Annotated in this window: 18 protein-coding genes; 6 read left to right on the top strand and 12 right to left on the bottom strand. The window is 60.3% G+C overall.

Annotated features, from left to right (window positions below; genetic code table 11):
- Positions 1 to 180: 180 nt before the first annotated feature.
- Together xylB and SH664x_RS13900 are read right to left on the bottom strand one after the other, a co-directional pair.
- Positions 181 to 1,722 (bottom strand): xylulokinase, encoded by a 1,542-nt coding sequence (gene xylB / locus SH664x_RS13905; protein WP_437201867.1) that lies wholly within the window; start codon positions 1,720 to 1,722, stop codon positions 181 to 183.
- Positions 1,723 to 1,894: 172 nt separating this feature from the next.
- Complete coding sequence (locus SH664x_RS13900; RefSeq protein ID WP_437201865.1) at positions 1,895 to 2,989, bottom strand: hypothetical protein; 1,095 nt, start codon at positions 2,987 to 2,989, stop codon at positions 1,895 to 1,897.
- Between the two features lie 188 nt (positions 2,990 to 3,177).
- Between SH664x_RS13900 and aroC the strand changes: the two genes are divergently transcribed.
- The 3 genes from aroC to SH664x_RS13885 all read left to right on the top strand — a co-directional run bounded on the left by aroC (position 3,178) and on the right by SH664x_RS13885 (position 9,615).
- A complete protein-coding gene (gene aroC / locus SH664x_RS13895; RefSeq protein ID WP_437207237.1) occupies positions 3,178 to 4,308 on the top strand; it encodes a chorismate synthase in 1,131 nt (376 codons plus the stop codon).
- Positions 4,305 to 6,611 (top strand): ArnT family glycosyltransferase, encoded by a 2,307-nt coding sequence (locus tag SH664x_RS13890; RefSeq protein WP_437201863.1) that lies wholly within the window; start codon positions 4,305 to 4,307, stop codon positions 6,609 to 6,611. Before aroC ends, SH664x_RS13890 begins: the two co-directional genes overlap by 4 nt.
- A 391-nt stretch (positions 6,612 to 7,002) precedes the next feature.
- Positions 7,003 to 9,615 (top strand): hypothetical protein, encoded by a 2,613-nt coding sequence (locus tag SH664x_RS13885; RefSeq protein ID WP_437201861.1) that lies wholly within the window; start codon positions 7,003 to 7,005, stop codon positions 9,613 to 9,615.
- 189 nt (positions 9,616 to 9,804) lie between these two features.
- On the opposite strand, the gene frr is transcribed toward SH664x_RS13885, so the two are convergent.
- The 9 genes from frr to SH664x_RS13840 form a co-directional block, all read right to left on the bottom strand.
- The gene (gene frr / locus SH664x_RS13880) at positions 9,805 to 10,371 is read right to left on the bottom strand and encodes a ribosome recycling factor (protein ID WP_437201860.1); all 567 of its coding nucleotides are present in this window, start codon (positions 10,369 to 10,371) and stop codon (positions 9,805 to 9,807) included.
- Positions 10,372 to 10,529: 158 nt separating this feature from the next.
- Positions 10,530 to 11,585 (bottom strand): phosphoribosylformylglycinamidine cyclo-ligase, encoded by a 1,056-nt coding sequence (gene purM, locus SH664x_RS13875; protein WP_437201859.1) that lies wholly within the window; start codon positions 11,583 to 11,585, stop codon positions 10,530 to 10,532.
- A gap of 89 nt (positions 11,586 to 11,674) precedes the next feature.
- Positions 11,675 to 12,271 (bottom strand): imidazoleglycerol-phosphate dehydratase HisB, encoded by a 597-nt coding sequence (gene hisB, locus SH664x_RS13870; protein WP_437201857.1) that lies wholly within the window; start codon positions 12,269 to 12,271, stop codon positions 11,675 to 11,677.
- A 41-nt stretch (positions 12,272 to 12,312) separates the two neighbouring features.
- Positions 12,313 to 13,422, bottom strand: coding sequence for a histidinol-phosphate transaminase (hisC, locus tag SH664x_RS13865; RefSeq protein WP_437201856.1), 1,110 nt, complete (start codon positions 13,420 to 13,422; stop codon positions 12,313 to 12,315).
- Between the two features lie 278 nt (positions 13,423 to 13,700).
- Complete coding sequence (locus tag SH664x_RS13860) at positions 13,701 to 14,393, bottom strand: SDR family NAD(P)-dependent oxidoreductase (protein ID WP_437201854.1); 693 nt, start codon at positions 14,391 to 14,393, stop codon at positions 13,701 to 13,703.
- A gap of 224 nt (positions 14,394 to 14,617) precedes the next feature.
- Positions 14,618 to 14,815 (bottom strand): cold-shock protein, encoded by a 198-nt coding sequence (locus tag SH664x_RS13855; protein ID WP_437201852.1) that lies wholly within the window; start codon positions 14,813 to 14,815, stop codon positions 14,618 to 14,620.
- A gap of 478 nt (positions 14,816 to 15,293) precedes the next feature.
- Positions 15,294 to 15,617, bottom strand: coding sequence for a DUF6793 family protein (locus tag SH664x_RS13850; protein WP_437201850.1), 324 nt, complete (start codon positions 15,615 to 15,617; stop codon positions 15,294 to 15,296).
- A 329-nt stretch (positions 15,618 to 15,946) separates the two neighbouring features.
- Positions 15,947 to 17,776, bottom strand: coding sequence for a GspE/PulE family protein (locus SH664x_RS13845; protein ID WP_437201848.1), 1,830 nt, complete (start codon positions 17,774 to 17,776; stop codon positions 15,947 to 15,949).
- 113 nt (positions 17,777 to 17,889) lie between these two features.
- A complete protein-coding gene (locus tag SH664x_RS13840) occupies positions 17,890 to 19,068 on the bottom strand; it encodes a type IV pilus twitching motility protein PilT (RefSeq protein ID WP_437201846.1) in 1,179 nt (392 codons plus the stop codon).
- 250 nt (positions 19,069 to 19,318) lie between these two features.
- Between SH664x_RS13840 and SH664x_RS13835 the strand changes: the two genes are divergently transcribed.
- The 3 genes from SH664x_RS13835 (at position 19,319) to tsf (ending at position 24,455) form a co-directional block, all read left to right on the top strand.
- Entirely contained in the window at positions 19,319 to 20,560 is a 1,242-nt protein-coding gene (locus tag SH664x_RS13835; RefSeq protein ID WP_437207236.1) for an outer membrane protein assembly factor BamB family protein, read from the top strand.
- A gap of 942 nt (positions 20,561 to 21,502) precedes the next feature.
- Entirely contained in the window at positions 21,503 to 23,230 is a 1,728-nt protein-coding gene (locus tag SH664x_RS13830; protein ID WP_437201844.1) for a sigma-70 family RNA polymerase sigma factor, read from the top strand.
- A 388-nt stretch (positions 23,231 to 23,618) separates the two neighbouring features.
- Positions 23,619 to 24,455 (top strand): translation elongation factor Ts, encoded by an 837-nt coding sequence (tsf, locus tag SH664x_RS13825; protein WP_437201842.1) that lies wholly within the window; start codon positions 23,619 to 23,621, stop codon positions 24,453 to 24,455.
- A gap of 180 nt (positions 24,456 to 24,635) precedes the next feature.
- Here tsf and SH664x_RS13820 read toward each other — a convergent pair whose 3' ends face one another.
- Positions 24,636 to 25,010 (bottom strand): STAS domain-containing protein, encoded by a 375-nt coding sequence (locus SH664x_RS13820; protein WP_437201841.1) that lies wholly within the window; start codon positions 25,008 to 25,010, stop codon positions 24,636 to 24,638.
- Positions 25,011 to 25,199: the final 189 nt, after the last annotated feature.

Genomic DNA, 25,199 nt, shown 5'->3' with positions numbered 1-25,199 from the left:
CGGGGATCGGGTCGCTGGGTGGTGATCGGGAATCGACTGCGACGCATTGTCACATGGTCCGTGGCGGTTCCGCCAGTGATTTCCTGAAGTTTTGTGGGGCGGAGCGGGCTCTGTTCCGCCCCTGCCCCTTTCCGAAGTTTCTCCACAATTGCTTGTCAGAGGTGCGGACCGGGCCGCGTCTCACACCCCAGCCGCGACGAACTGCGCGATCTGTTTGAAGTCTCCTTTGAGAGAACGGTACAACTGTTGATAAAGCGCGTAGGCCTCGTTGTACCGCTGCACCTGCTCCGCGCGGGCGTCGGTGCGGGTGACGACCTGAATGCTCGCCTCGCAGGCTTCCACCACGTCGCGATAGGCGCCGGTTCCGGCTGCGGCCAGCAGTGCCACCCCGTACGCCGGTCCTTCGCTGGCGTTGATCGTCACCACCTGCTGACCGTAGATATCGGCCTGCAGCTGCCGCCAGAAAGGGCTTCGACCTCCCCCTCCCGAGAGCCGGATTTCATTCACCGGGATGGACATGCTGCGGATAATCTCCAGCGAATCCCGCATGGCGAACGTCGCCCCTTCCATCACCGAACGGACGAAGTGCGGGCGACCATGCCGCAGGCTGAGGCCGATCCATGCTCCCCGGGCATCGGGGTCGGCATGGGGGGTCCGTTCCCCGGTCAGGTAGGGGAGAAAGATCAACCCTTCGGAACCGGCGGGAGCCTGGTCGGCTTCGGCGGACAGGAGCTCATAGGGGTCAATTCCCATCGCCTGGGCGGTCGCCCGCTCGGGCTGTCCCAGTTCGTTGCGATACCACTGCAGGCTGCCTCCCGCGGAGAGGACCACTCCCATCACATGCCATTTTCCCCGGACTGCATGGCAGAAGGTGTGCAGACGACCCTGTTCGTCGATCTGCACCTCATCGCTGTGGGCGAAGACGACACCGCTGGTCCCCATCGTGGCGGAGATCACACCGCGCGAGACGATCCCGTTGCCGATCGCTCCTGCAGCCTGATCCCCTCCCCCCCCGACGACCGGGATGCCCGCCGGAAGTCCCAGCAGGCGGGCGGTGCTCTCGGAGAGTTTTCCGCTCACTTCGTCCGACTCGTAAACCTTCGGCAGCAACGCCGGATCGAGCTGCAGTCTGGTCAACAACGGCTGGCACCACTGTCGACGGCGGACATCCAGCAGCAGCGTTCCCGAGGCGTCGCTGACTTCCGTCGCAAATTCACCCGTCAGCCGGAAGCGGATGTAATCCTTGGGAAGCAGGACCTGGGCGAGTTGATCGTAGTGTTGCGGTTCATGATTCCGCAGCCAGAGAATCTTCGGCGCCGTGAAGCCGGTCAGGGCCGGATTGGCCACCATTTCAATGAGGGCGCTCCGGCCCCCCGCTCGTTCTTCGATTTCGCGGCATTCGGCCGCCGTGCGCTGGTCGTTCCAGAGCAACGCGCGGCGAATCACCTGATGGTCGCGATTGAGAAAAACGCTGCCGTGCATCTGTCCCGACAGGCCGATCCCCTTGATTTCGGAGGGAGAGAATTTCCCTTTTTTCAAGACACCCCGAATGCTGTCGGCCGTCCCCTGCCACCAGTCTTCGGGATCCTGTTCCGACCAACCGGGCTGAGGGGCATAGGCAGGGTACTCGGCAATCGCGGAAGCCAGAATGGTCCCCTCTTCGCGGATGGCAAGCGTCCGGGTCCCGCTGGTGCCAATATCGATGCCGAGATAGACGTTCATCGCTGACTGCTTTCTCTGGGATTTCAGAATTCCTCACGCCAGGGAAACGAATTAGAGCAGGTTGATCCGTGGACTGCACGTACCGTCGCGGGGAAAGCGTGCCGCTCTGTCTGCGCAGGGAGCAGACGACGAGGAAGAGGAATGGGACGCTCTCTCCTGACAGGCGGAGCGGTCAATTCGCGCGGTTGGCATCGCCGCTGTGCATCAGGCGATTGAATTCCGCCGGGTCGAACGGATCGTGCGGTCGGGGTGGCTCGGACGGTAGTGCTGTTCCCTCTCCCATTGGCGAACCGGGGCTCACGCTCTCCGTGGCCGCCTGCTGGATTCCCGTCGCTCCTGTGTCGGTCCCAGACGCCTGCAGCACGCGGGGAGCAGCCGGTGTCCGCTGCCGGCGTGCAGACTGCAGATCTTCGGCAGCCAGTCGAATCCAGTTTTCCAGGAGCTGTCGCTGCTGGGAGCGTCTCTCCCCCAGCAGCAGACCCTGATGGACCCCTTCTGCCTCGAGCGGACGCAGCAGCAGCGGACTCTTCTCCGGCTGTTCGGGATCGAGGAATGTGAGAATGTGCATCAGGTTCTCCTGGCTCCCTGCGCGGTGCGCCGGTGAACCGAAGCGCGCCGTCACCAGCCGGAACTTTCCGGTGGAGGCTGCTCCGTGACAGGCGGCATTCCCGCAGGAATTGAGCAACAGCGGCTGCACTTTGCTGATGAACTCCCGCTGGACGTCGCGTGTCAGGCCTGCCGGCGACCGCTCAATCGTGTCCCGCAGAGAAAGCTGCCGGGGTGGAGGGGGAGAATTTGCCGCTGTAGAGCCGTTCCCCGGCGGAGGACTCGGCAGTTGAGCTTCGATTTTCCTCAGGAATCCCTGAGCAGCGACAGAGGTCGGCTCCTTCTGCAGCGCTTCCCGGATTTCCAGGTGCGCTTCACGCAACAGAGAATTCTGCAGGCACCATTCCGCGAGGATCAGGTGATCCGCCACGACCGGTTGCACGCGGTTCTCCCGCAACTGGCGATAGGCTGCGGTCAATGTGGGAGCACGCAGCTGAACATATTCCTCTGGAATCACGATGGGGCCTTGCAACGATTCCACCCGCAGGCCGCCGGGAATCGGATGAATCGTTCCGGAGTAGGCCCGGCCATCGGTCATCACCACCACGCCCGTCTCGGGAGCGGCCGGAGTCTGGGCAGCAAGGTCACCCGCCGGAATGCTCCCCAGGCCAACGATCAGGATCGTCAGCGCGAGGAACCGGAATCGTCGCGGGCTGCTCATCGTGGCCTCCGTACAGGAATCGATGCGAGGAGTTTCCGGCGAAGTGGCAAGTGAGGTCAAGACGGGTTCCGGCTGCAGCCCTTCTGCGGATCGTAGCGACAGAGCAGCACGGCGCCCTCGATTTCTTCCGGGCTGTTCTTCGTCCGGAGTTGCTTCATTCGTCGGCGGTCAGGCCATACAATTCGATGATGGCAGGCAACACATTCGGACAGGCATTTCGAATCACGACGGCGGGCGAAAGTCATGGCCCGGGCAATGTTGTGATTATTGACGGCGTTCCGCCGGGACTTGAAATCAGCGTGGAGGACCTGCAGGTCGACCTGCGGCGGCGACGGCCGGGACAAAGCTCCATCGTCACGCAGCGGGATGAATCCGATACCCCGGAAATTCTGTCCGGGGTCTTTGAAGGGCGGACCACCGGGACCAGTCTCGCCATCCTGATCCGCAACGAGGATCAGCGGAGCAAGGATTACGGCAACATCAAGGACCTGTACCGGCCCGGCCATGCCGATCACAGTTTCGATGCCAAGTATGGATTCCGTGATTATCGCGGTGGAGGCCGGTCGAGCGCCCGTGAGACAACCGTCCGGGTCGCAGCGGGGGTGGTCGCCAAAAAACTGATTGCTGCCGAGTTCGGAGGCAGCGTCGTCGGTTATGTGACACAGGTCGGGGATGTTCGCGCTGAGATCGCGGACCCGGCGTCGATCACATTGCAACAGGTCGAGAAACTTCCCGACGGTGAGCCGAATATCGTCCGCTGCCCCGATGTCAGCGCCGCGGCCCGGATGGTGGAACTGATCGAATCCTGCCGAAAGGCTGGAGATTCCATCGGCGGGGCGGCGGAGATCGTTGCGACCGGGGTTCCCGCCGGGCTGGGGGAGCCGGTCTTCGACAAGATTAAAGCCGATTTCGCCAAGGCGCTGTTTTCACTGCCGGCGGTGCTTGGTGTGGAATACGGGGTCGGCTTCGGTTGCGTGACCATGCGTGGCAGCGAACACAACGACCGCTTTACCACACGGCCCAATAGCGCCGGTGAATCGGTCATCGTGACAGAAACCAACCGGCACGGAGGGATGCTGGGGGGAATCACATCCGGCATGCCGATTGTATTGCGGGCGGCGGTCAAGCCGACCAGCAGCCTGCCTCAGGAACAATCGACTGTGAACCGCGAGGGAGAACCGGCGACCATTCGGACGAAGGGGCGACACGATCCCTGTCTGCTGCCCCGGTTTATTCCGATGGCAGAGGCGATGATCGCCATCGTGCTGGCCGACCACTGGCTGCGGTGGAAGGGACAGCGACTGGGAGCGGGGCTGTGAAACCCCGACCCGCCGCATCTCCTTCCTCTGGAGCAGAATCCCCGTTGCTGCTCCTGCTGCCGTGGCTGGCACTCCTTTGGCTGGGGCTCTATTGGACCTTCTTCTTCAGTTCGCACCTTCCCAATGCGGGAGGAGGGATCGCCCGACTGGATGTCATTGCGCTGCTGCCGCAGATTTACCAGCAGCTCATCACCCCCGATGGGGCCGATCAACTGACCTCCGGCTGGCGGTACTTCCCGCAGCGACTCGATCTGCTGCTGGTGGCGGGCTGCATCGGGTGCGTCTGCTTATGCACCGGACGGCTCATTCTGCGCGGACTCGGAATTTTTTCAGCGACCGACAGACCGACCGCGTGCGCCCTTGCGGGGTCTGTCGGTTTCTCGGCGGTTTCGCTGCTGACGTTGATGCTGGGGCTGGCCGGGCTGTTACACCCGTTGTTGTTCATCGTGACCGGAGGACTCCTCGTCGGAGCCGAGGGCTGGCTGACCGTTCGGAAGCGGAAGCAGCAGAAAACTGCCTCCGCCCCGAAACAGGGCCAGCCGAAGCGGCGGTCGCAACGTGCGATGTGGATCTGTCTGGGGATCAGTGCTCCCTTCGTGCTCTGTATGCTCCTCGGCTCGATGCTGCCGACTCCCGATTTCGACTGCCGCGAATACCACTTGCAGGGGCCGAAGGAGTATTTCGAAGCAGGAAGGGTTCAGCTCCTTCCGCACAACGTTTACACCAGCTTCCCCTTTCTGACCGAAATGTTGACGCTGGCTGGAATGGTGGTGCGGGGTGACTGGTTCCGCGGGGCACTGATCGGTCAGGTCGTGCTGATGTTGTTCGCTCCGCTGACAGCACTGGGGGTCTGGTGTGTCGCGCGACGTCTCGCGGGTGAACTGGCCGCCTGGGCCGCCACCGTGATTTTTCTGTCGACTCCGTGGGTCTATCGCATCTCGATCATTCCCTACACCGAAGGGGCGCTCTGCTGCTTCGTGGTGATGACGTTGCTCGCCTTCTGCGTCTGGCGGGAGCAACAGGCGCTGGCGAATCCCCTGGCCGTGCGCTGGGTCTTTGTCACTGGACTGCTCGCCGGGAGCGCGGTTGCGACGAAGTATCCCGGCATGGTGCTGGTCGCCATTCCCTTTGCCTGCGCGGTGGGGGCGGCTCAATGGAAATCGTCGGGCTTGTCACTTCGCCCTTTGCTGCAGGTGCTGCTGTATTACGGTGCTGGTGTCCTCGTCACGTTCGGCCCCTGGATGGCCAAGAATCTGGTGGAGACGGGGAATCCGGTGTACCCCCTGCTCTATTCTGTGTTCGGTGGCTTCGACTGGAACCCGGAGATCAATGAGAAGTGGCGCGCAGCCCATTCCACTCCGGCCACTGCCTTCTGGAACGTGCGGGCTGCCATGCAGGATGTGGCCATCAATAACGATTGGCAGTCTCCCCTCCTCTTTGGTCTGGCACCACTCGCGTTCCTGCGGCGACGGTCCCGGTTGCATCTGGCAATCCTGCTGGATGTCTTCGTGATTCTGGCAGCGTGGTTTCTGCTGACGCATCGCATCGACCGCTTCTGGGTCCCGGTGATTCCACTGCTGGCGGCGCTGGCCGGTTGCGGACTGGCGAATCTCCTCTCGCAGTCACCACGGGATGAGATCACCCCTGCTGACCGACTGCTCCGCGGAGTCGCCTTACTGCTGGTGGCCGGGACGCTGATCTACAACCTCGGTTACATTACCACCGCACTGGCGGGGAATAATATGTACCTGCAGGATGAGGCGGTCGTTCGCGAGAAGATCAAGAAGCCCTCCATCGCCCTGCTGGAAGATCTGCCGTTGCCGGAGGGGGCGAAGGTGCTGTTCGTGGGTGAGGCTGAGGTGTTCGATACCACCTTCCCTCACCGCTACAACACCGTGTTTGATGACAGCCTGCTGGAACAGTGGACTTCGACCCGCACTGGTCCGGGAGAATGGCAACTGCTTCCCGTCGACGAGATTCGCAGGAATCTGCAGGCCGAGGGGATTGCCTATGTCTTCGTCAACTGGAGCGAGATTCTGCGGTATCGGGCGACGTACCGGTACACCGACTTCGTCAGTCCCCGCCGGATGCAGGAACTTGTCGATGCCGGAGTGCTGGCGCCAGTGCCGATCGCGGACCCCCGGGTTCACAGGCTGGAAGAAACTGTTCAAGGGGGTGAGAAACTGGAACTCGACCGCTGGGGGCCTGAACTGAAACGCCGGGTGAACGGCCTGGATGCCATTGAGCAGTTCCAGCTCTACCGCGTGGTCGACGCCCCGCAGCGGGCAAAGTCGGAGACGTGAAGCCGGCGTCTGCCGCTGCGGTCAACGTCGGGCCGTTTGTTCGTCGTCGCGGTCCTGGCTTCTCCCGTGCCCCGTGCCGACTCGACTGCTCCCTTGAGGGCTGATCGGGCGATCCGCTTGCAGGAGACCCGCTGAACGTCCGGGCGGCACCGGAAGGAGGCGGTTGGAACGAAACCTGCATGTTCTGGGACTCAACAGGTTCGAGGAGCATTGGGAAGCAAATTCAGCGGAGTTGAGATGATTCAAACGGACTCGGATCGTCAGAGTGAGTTCAGTGTGTGGCTCTTCTGATGGCGCTGTGCATTCCCGAATTCCCTGCACCTGTTTAAGCCCACGTCCCCAGCGGTCTCAAGCTTCCTTTCAAGTTGATGGGCAAAACGCGAGGTTGATCATGAATGAACTTCCAGGATCGGTGCTCTCTTTGGATCATCAACCGGGCAACTCCCCGTCGAGCGGTCATCAGCGTGCAGCACGGGCCCCTTCGAGAGGGCTGCGGCATTGGGCGGGCCGTCTATGCCTGCCGTTCACGGTCTTTTCACTGGCTGCAATGTTGCACGCCCAGACACCGCCTCCGCCGCAACCTGATCCACAGCAATTTGATGCTCTGAAAATCGCCCCGGAAATTCCCGGCGTGACCGATAACGCACCCGATGTGAACCCTCCCGGGCTAGAGGTGTTGACGCGCGGACCTGTCCACGAAGCGTTTGCCGCCCATTCCGTGGTCGATGTGCCGGTCGGTGCGGAACCGATCGACAAGGCTCCTCCGGAACCGATCAATGAACTTCCGCCGGATGTGATGCCGGACGGAGAAAATGTGGAATGGATCCCCGGTTACTGGGACTGGGATTTCGATCGGAAGGATTTCATCTGGGTCAGCGGACTGTGGCGCGATGTTCCCCCCGGTCAGCGCTGGATTCCCGGCTATTTTGCACCTGCCGGCCAGGGTTGGCAACGGGTCCCCGGCTTCTGGACCGCCGACTCGGTTGCCCAGATCAGCTACCTGCCGGAGCCCCCTGCCACACAGGAATCGGGACCGAATATCGAGGCTCCCGGCGAAAACTACTTCTGGGTTCCCGGGAGTTGGGTGTACCAGAATCAGTATCAATGGCAGCCGGGCTACTGGGCTCCCTGTCAGGACCAGTGGGTCTGGGTTCCCTCCCAGTATTACTGGACCCCCAGCGGCTACGTTTACACGGCCGGTTACTGGGATTATCCGGTGAGTGCCCGGGGAACATTGTTCTGTCCGGTCTATGCTCCCAACTATACGTACGGCGTTTACACTCCCCGTAATATCGTGCCGGTCGGCCCGCTGCTGATCAATCTGTTCGTGCGACGCGGATACAGCAGCTACTACTTTGGCAACTACTACGGGAGCAGCTTCGCCGGGATCGGAATCTATCCCTGGATCAACGCTCCGAATTTCTACGGGAACCGGTACTATTACGATCCGCTCTACAGCTACTACCGCTATGGGGGGAGCCGTCGGGGGACGCTTGATCGTCTGCGCGGATGGAACCGGTACTACGACACCAACCCCGACATGCGGCCCCCGATTACACTCGCTCAGTCAGTGGACTGGCGAAAGCAGATGCTGAATTCGCGCAATGCGAATCCTCAGGTGGTGCAGCAGGCCCTGCTGGGAGCTTCGCTGCGGGAAGTCTCGCGTGATCGCAATCTGCATCAGCAGTTTGGGAACATCCGGTTCCGCGAGCTGGAGAAGAATCAGCTTGAGCGGGTGGCGGATCGTTCCCGAGAGCTGCGTGACCTGCAGCGAAACCGCCATCAGGTGGAACTCGCCTCGCGAAGCGGTGAGAACGGTCCGGGTCGCGGAGAGCCTCTGAACCGCAACGACCGGGATCGCCCGCAAGGGGGCGACGGGGTGAAAGGGGATATCCGTGCAGCGCAGAACATCAAACTCGATTTACCGAAACTGGACCGTTCGGCGCGCGGAAACCGCTCCTCCGATGATCTGAAAGACCGCGCTGACAACAGTACTCCGGGACGGGGCAAGCTCCCGACACCCCCCAGCGTGACCCGCCGGATCGATCGCGAGTCGGATAACAAGGGACCATCGGACTCCGGTAAAGTGAATGAGCCGGGCGGTCGCAGGAATCAGGATCGACCTGCGGACCGAGCCCGTAGCCTGGAACCGGGGCGGACAAGTCCGGGGCGGAATGCAGGAGACCCGGGCACGGGCAAGCCTCCCGCCAGCGGTCGCGACCGTGAGAATCCGACTGTGGTTCCGGGGAATCGCTCCGGCCGCGGAAGCGAAGGTGTGAATCCCGGACGGGGCAACGACGCGACTCCGAAGCCGATCATCGATCCGGCGCCGGGACGCGGAGACCGGGGAGGCAGCGATTCCGGCGGTTCCCGTGGGAATCCCAATCGAAACCCGACTTCCTCGGATGCCAAGGGAAAAAATCCGACCGTTGTACCGCCGGTCATTCCCGGTTCAGACGCTGCGTCTCCACGTCCGCGCGTGGTGCCGAGCCCATCAATTCCCAAGACCCCCGGAACCGAGGCAGGAAGCGGTCAGTCGCCACCCCGTCGGAATGAAAACCGGGGCAATCAGGGCACGACCGAAGCCCTGAAGGTTCCGTCAACCAATGCTCTGGGAAATCCTGGCCTGCCGAACGGTCAACGAACCATCCGCGACCTGCGTGGACGTCAGGATGCCGGTGCCGGACAGCTACCGCGCGGGCCGGGCGGAAACATTGGGACCGGAGGACTGCCGTCCCGGCGACAGGACTCTGGTCAGACCGTCCCCTTGAATCCTCAGGGGAATCCTCAGGGGGGAAATCGCTCTCCGGTGATCCGACCGGAACGGATCGCTCCGGATCGTTCCCAGTCGACACCATCCGGAAATCGACCGCAATTCAATTTCAATCCGGGCGGAGGAGGGAGCGGCGGCGGGAGATCGTCGATTCAGGTTCCCTCCTCGCGAGGATCTGCTCCCGAGGGGGGCTCCGGTTCCTCCCGCGGAAGTCGGTCCAAGGGAGACTGACGCAGGAGGGCGGAATTCATTCTCAAGGGGCGAGTTTCCCCGATTTTTCAGGAACTTCCTCACCCAGTGAAGAGCGGCTGAATCCCAACCCTCTCTGCCGGGAAAGACCACCGGAAAGACAAAGAGGGGCCACATCCCGGATGTGGTCCCTCTTCGTCGTTGACTGTTGATGGCAGTGAATCGGTCGAATCACTCCTCCATGATGTCCGTTTCTTTCTGCTTGGCGGTATCGTTGATCTGGTTTTCGAACTTCTTGGTCAGATCCTGCACCTGATCCTTCATTTTCTTGAGGTCGTCCTCGGACAGGATCTTTTCTTTCTCCGCCTGATCACAATGCTTGTTGGCATCGCGACGAACGTTGCGGATTGCCACGCGAGCCTCTTCCGCGAATTTGCCGACGCGGGTCACCAGTTCCCGGCGCCGTTCGGTCGACAGGGCCGGGACGTTGATGCGGATCAGCCGGCCATCCGAGTTGGGAGCCAGCCCCGCGTCGCTCGACTGAATTGCCTTGATGATGTCATTCAGAGTCCCCTGATCGAAGGGACGAATCACGATCTGCTGCGGCTCCGGGCAGCTGATGTTGGCCACCTGCTTCAGCGGCGTCGGCGAGCCGTAGTAGTTGACCCGCACGGAATCGACCAGACCGGGAGTGGCCCGTCCAGTTCGCAGCCCCTGCAGGGCCCCTTTAAACACGTCGACGGCCTTGATCATGCGTTCTTCCGCATCGAGTAACACTTCATCAGGATCAACAGCCATGCGAGAGCTCCTTCAGTATCTTGACAAGCAGGTTAGGCAATCAGCCTCAATAGTCGACTGTTTGACGGGTCTGTTCAAGCCAGCCGAATGGAATCCACTTTGACTTCAGCGGTATCGGGAGGGGCCACCGGCAGCCTTGACTCATCCCGGTTGAAGTTTCAGTCTTCGTACTCCGCTGTTTCGGAACCACTGTTTCCGGTGACTTCTCCGATCACGTGAGACGTTACACCGACGCTGCTGATGGCCGATTGAACCGCGTCGACAGCGTCCTTTCGGACCGCGACCACGAGGCCGATTCCCATGTTGAAGACGCGGAACATTTCATCCCGGTCGATTCCCCCGAGTCGCTGGACCCAGTTAAACACTTCGGGGACTTTCCAGCTCGGGCGACGAATAACCGCCTTCAGCGCGGCGGGAATGACCCGCCCCGTGTTCTCTGCGAGTCCACCCCCCGTGATATGGGCAATGGCAGACACCTTGTCGCGCAGCTGCTCGTGGCCCAGCAAGGCCTTCACCGCAGCCGCATAGATCCGCGTGGGGACCAGCAGCACTTCCCCGACCGTCGCCTGAAATTCCGAGGCGTACGATTCCACGGTCAGCCCGCCGACTTCCAGCACCGCCTTGCGGGCCAGGCTGAAGCCGTTGGAATGCAGACCGGAGGACTCCAGCCCGATCAGCACATCCCCTTCGCGGACCTGTTTGCCGTCGAGGATGCTCTCCTTTTCGACAACGCCGACGCAGAAGCCGGCCATGTCAAAATCGCCGACCTGGTACAAGTCAGGCATGATGGCGGTCTCACCACCGATCAGCGCTGCTCCCGCTTCCAGACATCCATCCGACACTCCCTTGACGAGTGCGGTGGTCAGGTCGGGATCGTCTTTGCCGACGGCGACATAGTCGAGAAAGAAGAGCGGCTCCGCACCCAGGCAGAGGCAGTCGTTCACACACATCGCCACCAGATCGATGCCAACGGTGTGATAGCTTTTCGCGAGGATCGCCACCTTGAGTTTGGTACCGACGCCATCCGTACCGGAGACCAGCACCGGGTCGCGGTACTTCCGCCCCTCTCCCTGCAGCTGAAACAGACCGGCAAAGCCCCCCACCAGAGGCAGGACACGGGGTGTCTGGGTTCGTTGGATCAGGGCGGGCAAGCGGCCCATCGCCTCGGCGTAAGACTTCAGATCGACGCCGGCATCTCGGTAAGTAATCGCCATGTTGCTGGTTCCCGGGAGGTTTGTCACCTCCCACGTTACGGACGGAAAGAAGCGGAGACAATGCTGGGGCTGTGGGGCCGCGGGCAGACCTACAGGATCCCTTTGGACGAAGGAATTCCCGGTTGACGGGGATCGATTGTGATCGCCTGCCGCAGGGCTCGCGCAGTGGCCTTGAAGATCCCCTCTGCAATGTGATGGCTGTTGTGACCGTGGTGCAGCACCACGTGCAGATTCATCAGTGCGTTGGCCGCCACGGCCTGCCAGAAGACTTCAACCAGCTGGGAATCGAATTCCCCGATCTTCTCGGTTGGAATCTTGAAGGCGTCGACGAACCAGTAGCGGCCGCTGAGGTCCAGCGCCGAAGTCACGAGAGTGTCTTCCATCGGCAGCGTCATCGAGCCATAGCGGTAGATGCCGGCCTTGTTGCCAACCGCTTCGCGAATCGCCTGTCCCAGGCAGATCCCCGTGTCTTCCACGGTGTGATGCTGGTCGACGTGCAGGTCTCCCACGGCCTTGATGGTCAGGTCGAAGAGTCCATGCTTGGCGAACAGTGTCAGCATGTGATCAAAAAAACCAACACCGGTGGCGATCTCGGATTTTCCGGTCCCGTCCAGATTAATTGACAGAGAGATTGCCGTCTCGCCGGTCGTGCGTTCGATGAGGGCTGTGCGTGTCTGGGTGGTCATGAGCAAACAGGGGAAAAATGGAGTGCGGGAGCACCGGAGTGTCACTCGCCGAGCGACAACGCCGACAGGCTGTCCTGCAATGACGTTAAAAACTGGTCGATCTGGGCATCGGTTCCGACCGAGATGCGGAGTCCGTCGATCAGCCCGTTCAGATTCTGGGGAGTGGCGTCGATCGCGCCCGGGAATTTCATGTAGCGCACCAGAACCTTGCGGGCTTTCAGTTGCTGATGCAGTTCTTCATGGCGCCCACTGGGATGCTGAACCCAGACGAAATTCGCCTCGCTGGGGAGGACAGAGAATCTGTACTGCGTCAGTCGTTCGCTCAGCCGCTCCCGTGTGGCGAGGATGCGGGCCCGGTTGGCGAGCATCCAGTCCTGATCACGAATGGCCGCTTCGGCGGCTGCCAGTGACAGAGCATCACAGTTGTAACTGTCCTTGACCTTACGCAGCCCGTGGATGATCTGCGGATGCGCAATCACGAAGCCGAAGCGGAGTCCAGCGAGACTGTAGGACTTGCTGAGGGTCCGGGTGACGACGATCTGCTCAGCCTCCGGTGTTTTAAGTAGTTCCAGCTGATGCGGCTGCCGGGCGAAATCTCCGTAGGCTTCATCGAGAACCAGAATCCCCTGCGAGGGGACCAGAGAGAGGAGTGTTTTGTCGTCCCAGCGAGTCCCTGAGGGGGAGTTCGGATTGGGAACAAACAGCAGCTTCGCCTGCTCGAGGAGCGGTCCGTTCCGCTGCAGATTCCAGCTCCAGTCCGGATTCAGCTGCAAGCGGGCATGCCGGGTTCCCTGAATTTCCGCCAGCGATTCGTAAAGAATGTAGCTGGGATACGGATAGGCGATCAGATCTTTTGTGTCGGTGAACGCCCGCACGAGAATGGTCAGGGCTTCATCGCTGCCGTTGGTCGGAAAAATCCACGAGGGGTCGACTCCCAGGACTTCGCCCGCCGCCCGACAAAAAGATTTTCCAACAGGGTCGGGGTAAATGTGCAGCCGCTCGCGGGCCACTTTGTCAATCGCTTCGAAGACCCGGGGGGATGGCGGATAGGGGTTTTCGTTGGTGTTGAGCTTAACCCAGCCCGATTCCTGCGGCTGCTCGCCGGGAACGTAGCCGTGAAGCTTGTCGATATTCGGACGAAACAGGGACATGGAGGAAAGGCTTTGTGTCAACACGGATTGTGGCTGAATTGCAGTGTGGGGGCCGGAGTGATTTCCCGGAGGAAGACACTTCTGCGACCACGATCGTTCAGCGGGAATTTCTCCGCATTGTGGCAGGTGGGCGGGCTGGTCACCAGCGATCCGTTCCGTCAATTGCGCCGGGAGTTCTCCCCCGGGCGTCTGCCGGTTCGGATCGCGCGGTCTGAAGCTGGCGAGTCGCTGCCGTGGGCGACTTCCCTGTGGTGAAGGGGGAACCCGCAGCCTGCGGTTCACCAGGGAATCTCTTCGCGGTCACGGATGAATTTTCCGGTCAGGCTCTGAGGGGCTTCCGAGGCCAGCCAGACGATCGAATCGGCCCCTTCCTCGACGGTGCGGTCGGCGTTCTGGCCCCCCATGTCGGTCTGGACCCATCCCGGGCAGACGGAGTTGACGGAAATGTTGTTCGACTTGAGAGCCCGCGAGAGCATCAGGGTGATGCCGTTCAGGGTCAGCTTAGAAAGACAATAACTCGGAACGTCAGGTGCGAGGCCACCGAGTTGGCCGTAGCCACTCGAGACGTTAATGACTCGGGAGTGTGCAGCACGGCGGAGCGCGGGGAGGAACGCCTGAGTCACGCTGAGGGGTCCGAAGGCGTTCGTCTGAAACGTGGCATCAAGCCGCTCTCGCGAAACGGTCTGAATGTTAAAACCCTGATCCTGATAGATGCCTGCGTTATTAATGAGGACATCCAGGCTGAGGTCCTCCCCCAGTCGTGCGACCGCTTTCTGGATACTGATTTCGCTGGAAACATCCAGCTCCAGGACATCGACGGTGCCGACGATTTCCTGCCGGGCCTGTTCGCCTGCCTGTCGGTCACGGGCACCGAGAATGATATGAAAGCCACGCTGCGAGAGATCTTTAGCGACCTGCAGGCCAATCCCCCGATTCGCTCCGGTGATCAAGACGGTCTTTAAATCAGCCATCAGTAATTTCCATGACTTTGACTAACGCGTGCTTGTTAGAGCAGGCGGCCAGGGGCGACACGTGCCGGACGGTCTGCCGGTGCCGACAATTCCGCGGAATTAAAATGTCCCTGAAAAGAAAGGAGCCGACGGTGGGCGTCGGCTCCTCGAAGTCGTTGATTTCAGTGTCGAACCGCTCGTGCAGTGTGAACCACTACAGAGTCAAATCACTGTTGTCGACCTGCTTAGACAGGACGAACGTTTTCGGCCCGCGGGCCCTTCGGGCCGCGACCTTCGTTGAAAGAAACGCGCTGTCCTTCGTACAGCTGGTCGAAGGTGACTCCCTCGAGATTCGAAGAGTGGAAAAACAGGTCCCCACCCTTGCCAGTGTTGATGAACCCGAAGCCCTTGTCGGTCACCTTCTTGATCGTGCCTTCAGCCATCTTCAATCCGATTCTTAAAAATACAGGGCGGCGATTTTCCAGCGCGCTCGGCTGGGACGAAGACCTCCGCTGCCGCTGATAGTATCCAAAGTTACGGATAGGTCAACCTTGCATTTCCGCATCATTCCGACTCCGGTGCGAGTGGTATGATAGGCTGACATCTCCCTGTGCAGGGGTTAAATCATCTACATCAACTGCTGCGTTATGCTGCAGGGGGCCTCTCTTAATAATAACTTAATCGCGATTCTATACGCACTTGTGAAGCCTTGCGCGTGACGCTTGATCGGCACCCTTCGCGAATGTTGCCCTGGCTCCCCCCGCCGGAGTGCCCCGATGGATAAAACGCACAACTCCGCAGGGTGAGGAGCAGCCCTTGGAAGGGCGAAACGCGCTGGGGCCTCCCGTTCGGCTGGGCTGTGAGACAGTGACCCGTCGCAGCCGATCATGGCTGGCGCAGGCGGAACTGCCAGCCCGTTCCCTACCAGCCCAGAGACATGTTGGTCTCGATCATCTTCTGGGCTTCGTGAAGGTCCACCCCGGTTTCATGCATATAGAGGCGGATGGCGTGCACTTTGTCACCGGATGCCTTCGCGAGGCAGTCACGCGCCGTGTCGCAGGGGTCTTCAGTCTGCTCCAGCCCCAGCAGGCGCTTGGAGATGACCCAGACGTCGCGCGGCCGCTTGGAGACCCGGGTGACTTCTTCTTCGGGATAATGTTCGCGGGCGAAGGAACGGGCCTCTTCATCGCTCGAAGCCCAGCCGATCATGATGTGTGCGTTCGTTTCAATCTCAAAGAGTGGCATCGGTCGACCCTCCTGAATGTCGTGGTTTGGTGTCTGTCGGGCACAGAGTTCAGCATAAAGCCGCCGGCGAAATGGTCCACCTGTTTTGGGTGGCGGCAGGGAGGATTTTTCGGTTCATCCTCGATGCGGCTGACCTTCCGGATTGTCCGGACCACATCCTCCCGCCTCTCGCCCGGGGTGAAATTGTCTGCAGGCGAAACCGGTGCAGGGCCGGGCAATTCGTCAGGGGCCAATGCAGACGAGCGCCGTGTCCGTGTGGTTGTGATCTGGCTCCGGGCTGCTGGTTGGGACTGTGGTTCCACAGGCGGCACTATGGGCCCGAACTCCCGTCACTTCACGACGCGACGGATTTCGTCGACGGAGGTGATTCCTTTGACCACGAGTCTAAGCCCTTCTTCCTGCATATACAACATGCCATCTTTGCGGGCCTCGTTGCGAATGGTGGACATCGAGGCTTTGTCGCGGATCATGTCCCGCATCCGTTCGTTCACTGTCAGCAGCTCAAACACGCCAATCCGCCCGCTGTATCCCAGTCCGCCGCAGCGCGTGCAGCTATTTTCGGCTTCAGGGGCTGGCCGGTAAAAACTCTCAATTTTCCCTGGAGGGAGGCCGACCGCCTTCAGCAGATCTGCGCTCGGCTTGTAAGCAATCCGGCATTGCGGACAAAGTTTCCTTGCGAGCCGCTGTGCCAGAATGGCCGAAATCGAAGTGGAGAGCATGAACGGTTCCACTCCCAGGTCGAGCAGACGGTAAAGAGCTGTGATCGAATCGTTGGCATGCACGGTCGAAAAGACCATGTGCCCGGTGTTGGCCGACTGGCAGGCGATCTTGGCGGTCTCTTCATCCCGGATCTCCCCGATCATCACAATGTCGGGATCTTGTCGCAGCACGCTGCGCAAAGACTGTCCGAAAGTACTGCCGCTCTTAGTGTTGATTTCGATCTGCGTGACGCCATCCATCTTGTATTCGATCGGGTCTTCGATCGTGATGATGTTGGTTTCTTCGGCGTTCAGCTCGTTGAGTGCCGCGTACAGCGTGGTCGACTTCCCTGCTCCGGTCGGTCCGCAGACCAGGAACAGTCCATGCGGCTGTCGAATGACCTGTTCGACAGTCTCCTGCATTGGCTTGCGCATTCCCAAGTGAATGAGCCGGCTGACTGAGTTCGACTGATCGAGAATACGCATGCTCACTTTTTCGCCGTGGCGGGTTCCCTGTGAGGCGACGCGGAAATCGATTTCGCGTCCTTCCACCAGCGCGCCGAAACTGCCGTCCTGGGAACGTCGGCGTTCGGTGATGTCCATGGCGCAGAGCACCTTGATGATGTTGATCACCGCATCCCCGACGGCCTTGTCGAAGGGCTCTGCCGGGTACATCACCCCATCGATTCGCAGTCGGATCGACAATTCATCATCTTTCGGCTCCAGGTGAATATCGGTCGCCCGTCGGAGGATGGCGTCATAGACCAGTTCCTTCGCAGCCATGAACCCTGTTGACGATTCGACCTGCCGCGTCCGTGTCGCATCCCGTTGACCGGTTCGGGACTTGCCGACGAAAGTGATCGGAGGACCCGAGGTGTCGAAGGTCTCTTCGCGTTCTCCAATATGGATTCCGACTTTTGCGAGCTGCTTCCGGGTCCACTTCTGAATGTGCTCCGGGGTCATCACCCGCCGGTTTTCCGGCACGATCTTATTGCGTTCCACGATGTAATAACCGAGAGGGCAGCCGATGGCGGCGACCATTCCCGTCAGCCCCAGGCCGAACATCGGCAGGCAGAGAACGAGCAGAAAGGCGGCAATCCCCCCTGTCAGCATCAGGCTGTTCCAGAGGTCCGGCTGGACCTTCAGGCCCCGGCTGTCTTCGTGGACCCAGTTGGAATACTGCAGCCAGAACGCAAACATCCCGAGGATCAGCAGTAATTTGAACGTCGACAGGTAGTACCCCGGCGTCGGCTGGTACTTCACTTTCAAGGTTGGATGATCCGGGCGTGAAGGAATGTAATTGCCGCGGGTAAAAGGATCGGGTGGCAAGGCATAGCGGGTGTGTGCAGCCGGGGCGGCGGCGGGGACTGCCGGTGGAACTGCCGGTGCGGCGGGTGCCTGAGCCTGAACCAGGCCTGCCGTTCCGCAGAGAAAGACCAGACCGAAGAGAATCGTTCTCATGCCCGTGATGAACCCTGTTGCGGCCGCGTCCAAAAAACCTGCCGATGCCGGAATCGGAGTCCGGTGCTCCTGCACGCGCAAGGCACAGCAGCCCCGGACACCCATGTTTGCCATTACAGAATTGCGGGGCCTTTGACGGCGATTCCCTTCAGCATCATCTTCAATTCTTCGACGTTGGGGGAAATTTCAAAGGCATCTCCCCGGCTGATCATTTCCCGCTTGACGAAGTCGTAGAGCGAGTCGTTGAACAGCTGCATCCCTTCGTCCTTCCCGATGCGAATGGCGGAGGAGAGCTTTTCATCGTGCCCCTCGAGCACCAGTTTGCGGACTGTCGGATTAAATCGCATGATTTCCACGATTGGGACCCGGGTCGGCTTCTCGACGACGGTCTTCAGCAGCTTCTGGCCGACAATGGCCTTCATGTTCATGGCCATACTGGCCCGCAGGGCGCTGTGCATGTTCTGCGGGAACAGGTCCAGAATACGTTGAATGGTTCCCGGGGCGCTGGACGCGTGGATGGTTCCAAACACAAGGTGCCCGGTTTCGGCGGCGTGGATCGCCGTTTCGAAGGTTTCCATGTCGCGCATTTCCCCCACGAGCATGATGTCGGGGTCTTCACGGACCGCATGCTTCATCGCGATGTGGAAGTCGATGACATCCATCCCGATCTCGCGTTGATTGATCAGGCACTTGTCGGGGGTGTAGATGAATTCGATCGGGTCTTCGATCGTCAGAATGTGTTTGCGGTACTGGTGGTTGATCCAGTCGAGCATCGAGGCGATCGTGGTCGATTTTCCGGACCCCGTCACTCCTGCCAGCAGCACCATCCCTTGGTCATACTTGCAGAGGTCTTCCATGATCGGTGGCAGGAACAGACCTTCGAAGGGAGGAATCGACTGCTCGATTTTCCTCGCCACCATGCCGGGTTTGCCCAGCTGTTTAAACAGGTTGACGCGGAACCGCCACAAGGTTCCTTCATAGGGGACCACGTGAGCGAAGTCGGCTCCTCCGTTCTCTTCCATGATCCGCTTGTTGCGGTCGTCCATCACTTCGTAGAACATCGCCCACAGCTGGTCTTCCGTGAGGGGGGGCATGTTCATTTCGCGAATGGCTCCTTTGATGCGGAGCATCGCCGGCTTCCCCGCCTGCAGATGCAGGTCGGAGCCACTGTTCTTGATCTGCAGCCGGAAGAGTTTGTTGATTTCCGGATCGAAGTCCTTCGGTCGAGCGACCGGCGGGCCTGAGGGGGCTGCGGGCTTTGCTGCTGCAGGGGGCTTCGCAGGGGCGGACATAGACAATTCCTGGCAGTCGACTGAAATGAAGTTTGATTTCGGGCAGAGGCGGCGCCGGTCGAAACCGGTTCAGAGGCAGACGCCGTCCCGGCCTGCAGTGTATCATCCCGGTTGGCTGCGCCGAAACCCATCAGTCGTCAGCAGGTTATGATGCCCCAGAGGCAGCCGGAGTCGTTGGAACCCCGGAAATTTCCCGTGATGTGAAAACGTTTCGAAATCGTGACACAGGGAGGAGACCCGCTTGCACCGGATGCCGTGTCGTTGTTGGGGAGCGTTGATTCTGGTGGGAATCGCCTGCGCGGAGAGCCTGGCGGGGGACTGGCCTCAGATTCTCGGTCCACAGCGGTCCGGTATTGCCGCCGGTGACGAGAAAGTTGATGAGGCATGGCCTGCCGGAGGTCCCCCTCTCCTTTGGGAGCGGAAGGTTGGTCGGGGGAGTGCCGGTCTGGCCACGTCTGGCGACATCGGTATTTTGTTTCACCGGGTGAATGAAGAAGAGATTGCCGAGGGGATCGACCTGACAACCGGTCGAAGCCTCTGGCGGGACGCTTCGCCGACGACATTTCGGCCCCAATCCGGTCGGCAGGATGGTCCGCTCTGTGTGCCGACAATCTCAGGGGATGTCGTGATCACGTTTGGTGCGCAGGGACTGTTGACGTGTCTGCAGCTCTCGACCGGCCGTCGTTTGTGGCAGCGGAAGACGCATCTCGAGTTTCGGGCACAGGAAGGACTCCTCGGAGCGGGGAGCTGTCCCGTGGTGGTGGATGGTGTTGTGGTGGTGAATGTCGGTGCGGCACGGAGCAATGCCGGGATTGTCGGGTTTTCTGTTGAGACGGGTGCGGTGCTTTGGAAGATGGGGGCCGAGCCGGCCGGCTATTCGGCACCGGTCGTGGTGCCGTTTCTGGATCAGACGCTGGTTCTGGTGGTGACCGGGCCCGCTTGTCTGCTGATCGATCCAAAAAGCGGCGGGACATTCTTCCGCTATCCGCTGAGTCAACGGGGCGGCAGGGTCAGCGCGGCTCTCCCGGTCGTGGATGGGGACCGATTCTTTTTCGCGGGGAACCGGGGCACCGGCTCGGTCTGCGTTCGTTTCGATCTATTGAAGGTCGTTTTGGAATGGCAGGGAGAACGCCCCCTGCTGACGCAATATTGCACGCCGATTCTGCGCGACGGTTTGCTGTATGCGATTGACGGCGATGAAGACCTGCCGCAGGCGGACTTGAAATGCCTGGAGCTGGCGACGGGCAAGGTCAAATGGGCGTCTCAGGGCTTTGGTTATGGTTCCCTGCTGTGCGTGGGGAACCGTCTCATCGCCGCCAAAACCAATGGCGAGATCGCACTGATTGCTGTTGATCCGACCGTCTGTCGTATTGTTTCCCGAGCACAAGTCCTGCGGGGGGGAGTTCGTGCCTTGCCCGCGCTTTCTAACGGTCGGTTGCTGCTGCGCGATGAAAGCATGCTGAAATGCCTGCGCGTCGGGGCGGGATTATGAGGGACGAGTTGCAGAACTTTGCAGCATGGGGGAGGAGTGTCCGAGAAACCGCCGAATCCTTGGGGAAGAATTTTCGATTAAGGGGGTCTCGGATGCCTGCAATTGACGATGGACAGCAAGCGACGATGACAGAATGAAACTGCTGGCGCAACATGCGTGATTCCCCCAGACTGCCCGACAGGAATCTGTGGAACAGGGAGGTGTCGATTCGACGGAAGGCCAGTTGACGAAACGGGATTTGGCGCCTACGAATTAAGGACGAGGACTTGAGCATTTTTTTGAAAAAATCGAGTGTGACGCAAAAAAAACTTCGTGGACGCATCCTGTGTTTATGTTAGGATGGCCCGCAAGTCGCCACGGTCCCCAAGCAGGGATCCAGCCGTTCGGATAATTCAAAACACGTTTAGGCATCATATGTTACGGCGTGAATTTGAGCCGATACAGGCGCGGCTTCCGGGAGAAAGTATGGATGCGATCACCCCGAACTTGCTTGCTCGATCCCCCGCCGGTTGTCGGCTCATTCCGCTTGCCAGGCGATCCGCCGGTGCAGGCGGAGTTCATGCAGGGATGGGACCTCCCGATTCAGGGGTGCTCTGGAAGCGGTCCTCCCGCGTGTCAGGTTCCCCCGGAGACCTGAGAATCTGACGATTGTGCGTTGAGTCTCGAGAGAATTGTTCACTTTCGTGACAATTCGCGAAATCTTTGGTGATATTGAAGGTTCGATGCGGCAACTGTTCTATGCGGCCACTCTGCTTGAGATCACCTTGCCGGTCAGATTTTCCTCCGGGCCGGCTTGCAGTTGCCAAAAAATGACACCCTTGGGGTGATTCAGCGGTTTAATTTTGATCAGGACACATTGAGAATTCATCATCCAGACCAGATTTCGGCTCCTACCCGATTCTGCTTGTCTGCGATGCGATTGGACATCTGAGGAGTTTGACTGTGCGTGCAATTGACCAGGGGCTGGCTGATCTGATGAAACAGGCCGCCAAACGGGGATATTTGACCTATCAAATGGTCGATGAATATCTGCCGGACGAAGGGGGCGATCCCCTGATGATGGATCGCATCATCCACGCCCTGGAAGAAGCCAATCTGCCGCTGATCAACGACCCCAACGCTCCCCGCACCGTCGCTGAAAAGACCCGTCTCGAACAGCAGACCCACGAGCCGGACGTCTCGGAAATGGCTCTCGCCCGGGGCCTCATCGAGCCCGATGCGCCGATGTCGTCCCGCGATCCGATTCGCATGTACCTCAGCCAGATGGGGAACATCCCCCTGCTGACCCGCGAAGACGAAATCTTCCTCGCCAAGCAGATCGAAATCACCCGCAAACGGTACCGACGCACCCTGATGGAATCCGACTTCGCCCTCAACACGGCAGTCGAAATTCTGGATCAGGTGCACAGCGGTGAACTCCCCTTCGAGCGGACCCTGCGGACCTCCGATACCGAAAATACCAAGAAGGAGCAGATCCTCGGCCGCATGCCGGTCAATCTGCCGACTCTGAAGCGTCTGCTGGCCGACAACCGCAAGGACTTTGAAACCCTCCGTTCAGAACAGGCGACCCCCGCTGATAAGGAAGCGGCCCGCGCCCGCATGAAAATCCGCCGCCGCAAAATGTGCTCACTGGCAGAAGAACTGTCGGTGCGAACGCATCGTCTGCAGCCGGTTTACAAGCGGATGCAGCAGATCGGCGAACGGATGGCGGAAGTCGTCCGCGACATCAACGCCCTGAAGCGGAAGACCACCGCCGTCAATGAAGTCGCCATGCTTCGTCGCGAGCTGAGCGATCTCGTCGACATGACCTGCGAGTCGGCTGAAGAGTTCCGGGCCCGACTGGTTCGCATTCGCGAGCGGTTCGACGCCTGGACCCACGCCAAGCAGCAGCTGTCGGGCGGAAACCTGCGTCTCGTGGTCTCCATTGCCAAGAAATACCGCAACCGCGGCCTGAGCTTCCTCGACCTGATTCAGGAAGGGAACGCCGGTCTGATGCGCGGCGTCGAGAAATACGAATACCGCCGGGGCTACAAGTTCTCGACCTACGCTACGTGGTGGATTCGGCAGGCGATCACCCGGGCCGTGGCAGATCACGCCCGCACGATTCGTATTCCCGTCCACATGTTCCAGAGCATCTCGACTCTCAAAGCCAAGAGCGAGCAGATCCGCCAGGATACCGGCCGCGAGCCGACGACCGAGGAACTGGCCGAAGCAGTCGGTCTGTCGGTGGAAGAAACCGAACGGATCATGAAGACCTGGAAGCACCCGATCAGCCTGGACACTCCCGTTGGCGAGAGTGAAGATTCCAGCTACGGTGACTTCCTCGAAGACAGCAGCGAAAGCACACCGGCCGACTCGGCCATGCATCAGATGCTGCGGGACAAGATCAATCACGTGCTGAAGAGCCTGACCTACCGTGAACGCGAGATTATCAAGCTCCGTTACGGACTCGGCGATGGTTACAGCTACACCCTGGAAGAAACCGGCCGGATCTTCAAGGTGACTCGCGAGCGCATCCGGCAGATCGAATCCAAGGCTCTGCGGAAGCTGCAGCATCAAACCCGTGCCGAGCACCTGCGAGGCTTTGTGGAGTCGCTGTACTCCGGTCAGGACGCCGAACTGGTGGCTCCGGAACCGGTCGAGGATCTGGAAGCGGTCGGAGCCTATTGATTGGAAGTTCAGAGCAGTCAGCAGATTGCGCAGGGGGACCTCGGTCTCCCTGTTTTGCTTCCGGTGAACCTCCGGGGCGGCATTTGCCTCCCGTTTCCGTGACGAAGAGTCCACTCTCCTGCTCGACCGGCGGAAGTTCCGACTCGACAGGTGGCGATTTCAGCCGAAGTTCGCTTCGATTCCCGGACAGCAGACTGGAACCGACCCGCCAGTTGTCCGTTGCAGCGAGATTCGCCAGAATGCAGAGGCCCGAGCGACCGAGCTCGGGGGGCGATGGTTTTTCCTCCTGACCGGAGGGGATTCAGCCCAGCTTGTCATTGAGCAGGGGGTCAATGGCGTTTGACCGGACTGCAGTTCATTTCCAAATTGTTGTAAGGAGAAATCGGCCATGGCCGAAATTACAGCCGCCGCCGTCAAGGCACTGCGTGAAAAAACCGACTTGCCCATGATGGAGTGCAAGAAAGCTTTGACCGAAGCCGGCGGCGATGAAGACAAGGCGATCCAGATTCTGCAGGAAATGAGCGGCAAGGCGATCAGCAAGCGCGCCGCAAACGCCACCAACGAAGGAAAGATCTTCACCCGGATCGCCGAAGGGGGAGGCGAAGCGGTTGCAGTGGAAGTTCTGTGTGAATCAGCTCCCGTGGCCGGCAGCGAAGCGCTCGCCGAACTGGGCAATGCACTGGTCACCCAGCTGCTGAACGGCCCGGGTGCGGCCACCGGAGAAGAACTGCTCGAGCAGCCCAACCCCAACGGGTCGGGCACGCTGAAAGATCTGTACGATTCGATCGTCAACAAGATTCGTGAGAAGATCGTCGTTGCCCGCGTCGCCCGGGTGAAGGGACCTGTCGGCGTTTACGTGCATCACGACGGTAAGACCGCCGTGCTGTTCCAGGCAGAAGGGACCGCAAAAGACCCGGCGATTCTCCGTGATGTCGCCATGCACATCGCCGCGATGCGGCCAACCGTGGCCCTCGTTGAGCAGGCCGATCCCGCTGCCGTTCAGGCGGAACGCGATCGTCTGAGCGCCGAAGCACGGGCGACCGGCAAGCCGGAAAACATCATCGAAAAGATCGTCGATGGACGGATGGGCGTCTTCTATCGCGAACTCGGTGTCCTCACCGAACAGCTGTTCGCGAAAGACGATTCCAAGACCGTGCGGCAAGTGCTCGCAGAAAACGGCCTCAAGACGACCGGCTTCACGCTGTTCATCCTCGGGACCAAGTAATCGTCGAAAATGTCGGCACCACGAGCCGGTTGTGCTGCAACGCACAGCCGGCTTTTTTTGTGCGCTCTGCCCCCCGCTTGAGCCGCTTCACCGAACGCCGCTCTGGTTGACAGTCGCGGGGCCATAGCATCCCGGCCGCCCCTGAACGCCGCTTGCGACGCGACAATGCGGAACCGTGATTCACGTGGTCGCAGCGGCCGGCGACATCGCCTGCAACGCCTCATCGCGGTCGGCGTAAATCGTCCAGACCGAGGTGAGGTTGGTAATCTCCAGCACTTCCTGGCAATGGGGATGCAGCCCACACAGGGCGAACTGTCCATCCGGAGTCTGCCGGACCCGCTTCCAGAGACGAAGCAGGATTTCAAGAAAAGACGAGCCAAAGAACTGGACGCAGCTCAGGTCGCAGAGCAGTTGCGACGTTCCCTCGGCAGCTTGAAGCAACGGCTGGGTGATTTCCTGCAGGACATTGTCGGTCAGGCTGAGCGGCCCTTCCCGGAAGAAGAGGACGGTGACCGGTCCGATCGTTTCCGTCGCAATGAGTTCAGAGGTCGCCATCGAAAACCACCAGTCTGATTCCCGGCATCTCGCTTGTTTCACTCTGCTGCCATCGTATCTCCGCTCAGGAACGTGGTCAATCTGCAGGCGGTCCAATCCATGCTCGGACGCCGTTTCCCAAACTTTTGATTTGCAGCCAGGGCTTCGAGAACCTGTGGGGGGGAATGCCGTTTTCGCCCGGCGACGCAA

Origin of the sequence: Planctomicrobium aquicomposti, assembly GCF_051466325.1 — a bacterium.
In the GTDB taxonomy this organism is placed as follows: domain Bacteria; phylum Planctomycetota; class Planctomycetia; order Planctomycetales; family Planctomycetaceae; genus Planctomicrobium.
This window is presented reverse-complemented; position numbering and strand designations above follow the sequence as displayed.

Coding starts and splice junctions, on each gene's coding strand:
- SH664x_RS13900 (WP_437201865.1), bottom strand. CDS start 2,989: ATGAGCAGCCCGCGACGATTCCGGTTCCTCGCGCTGACGATCCTGATC.
- SH664x_RS13835 (WP_437207236.1), top strand. CDS start 19,319: ATGCCGTGTCGTTGTTGGGGAGCGTTGATTCTGGTGGGAATCGCCTGC.
- SH664x_RS13820 (WP_437201841.1), bottom strand. CDS start 25,010: ATGGCGACCTCTGAACTCATTGCGACGGAAACGATCGGACCGGTCACC.
- SH664x_RS13860 (WP_437201854.1), bottom strand. CDS start 14,393: ATGGCTGATTTAAAGACCGTCTTGATCACCGGAGCGAATCGGGGGATT.
- tsf (WP_437201842.1), top strand. CDS start 23,619: ATGGCCGAAATTACAGCCGCCGCCGTCAAGGCACTGCGTGAAAAAACC.
- hisB (WP_437201857.1), bottom strand. CDS start 12,271: ATGACCACCCAGACACGCACAGCCCTCATCGAACGCACGACCGGCGAG.
- xylB (WP_437201867.1), bottom strand. CDS start 1,722: ATGAACGTCTATCTCGGCATCGATATTGGCACCAGCGGGACCCGGACG.
- SH664x_RS13840 (WP_437201846.1), bottom strand. CDS start 19,068: ATGTCCGCCCCTGCGAAGCCCCCTGCAGCAGCAAAGCCCGCAGCCCCC.
- purM (WP_437201859.1), bottom strand. CDS start 11,585: ATGGCGATTACTTACCGAGATGCCGGCGTCGATCTGAAGTCTTACGCC.
- SH664x_RS13885 (WP_437201861.1), top strand. CDS start 7,003: ATGAATGAACTTCCAGGATCGGTGCTCTCTTTGGATCATCAACCGGGC.
- hisC (WP_437201856.1), bottom strand. CDS start 13,422: ATGTCCCTGTTTCGTCCGAATATCGACAAGCTTCACGGCTACGTTCCC.
- SH664x_RS13845 (WP_437201848.1), bottom strand. CDS start 17,776: ATGAGAACGATTCTCTTCGGTCTGGTCTTTCTCTGCGGAACGGCAGGC.
- SH664x_RS13850 (WP_437201850.1), bottom strand. CDS start 15,617: ATGCCACTCTTTGAGATTGAAACGAACGCACACATCATGATCGGCTGG.
- frr (WP_437201860.1), bottom strand. CDS start 10,371: ATGGCTGTTGATCCTGATGAAGTGTTACTCGATGCGGAAGAACGCATG.
- aroC (WP_437207237.1), top strand. CDS start 3,178: ATGGCAGGCAACACATTCGGACAGGCATTTCGAATCACGACGGCGGGC.
- SH664x_RS13855 (WP_437201852.1), bottom strand. CDS start 14,815: ATGGCTGAAGGCACGATCAAGAAGGTGACCGACAAGGGCTTCGGGTTC.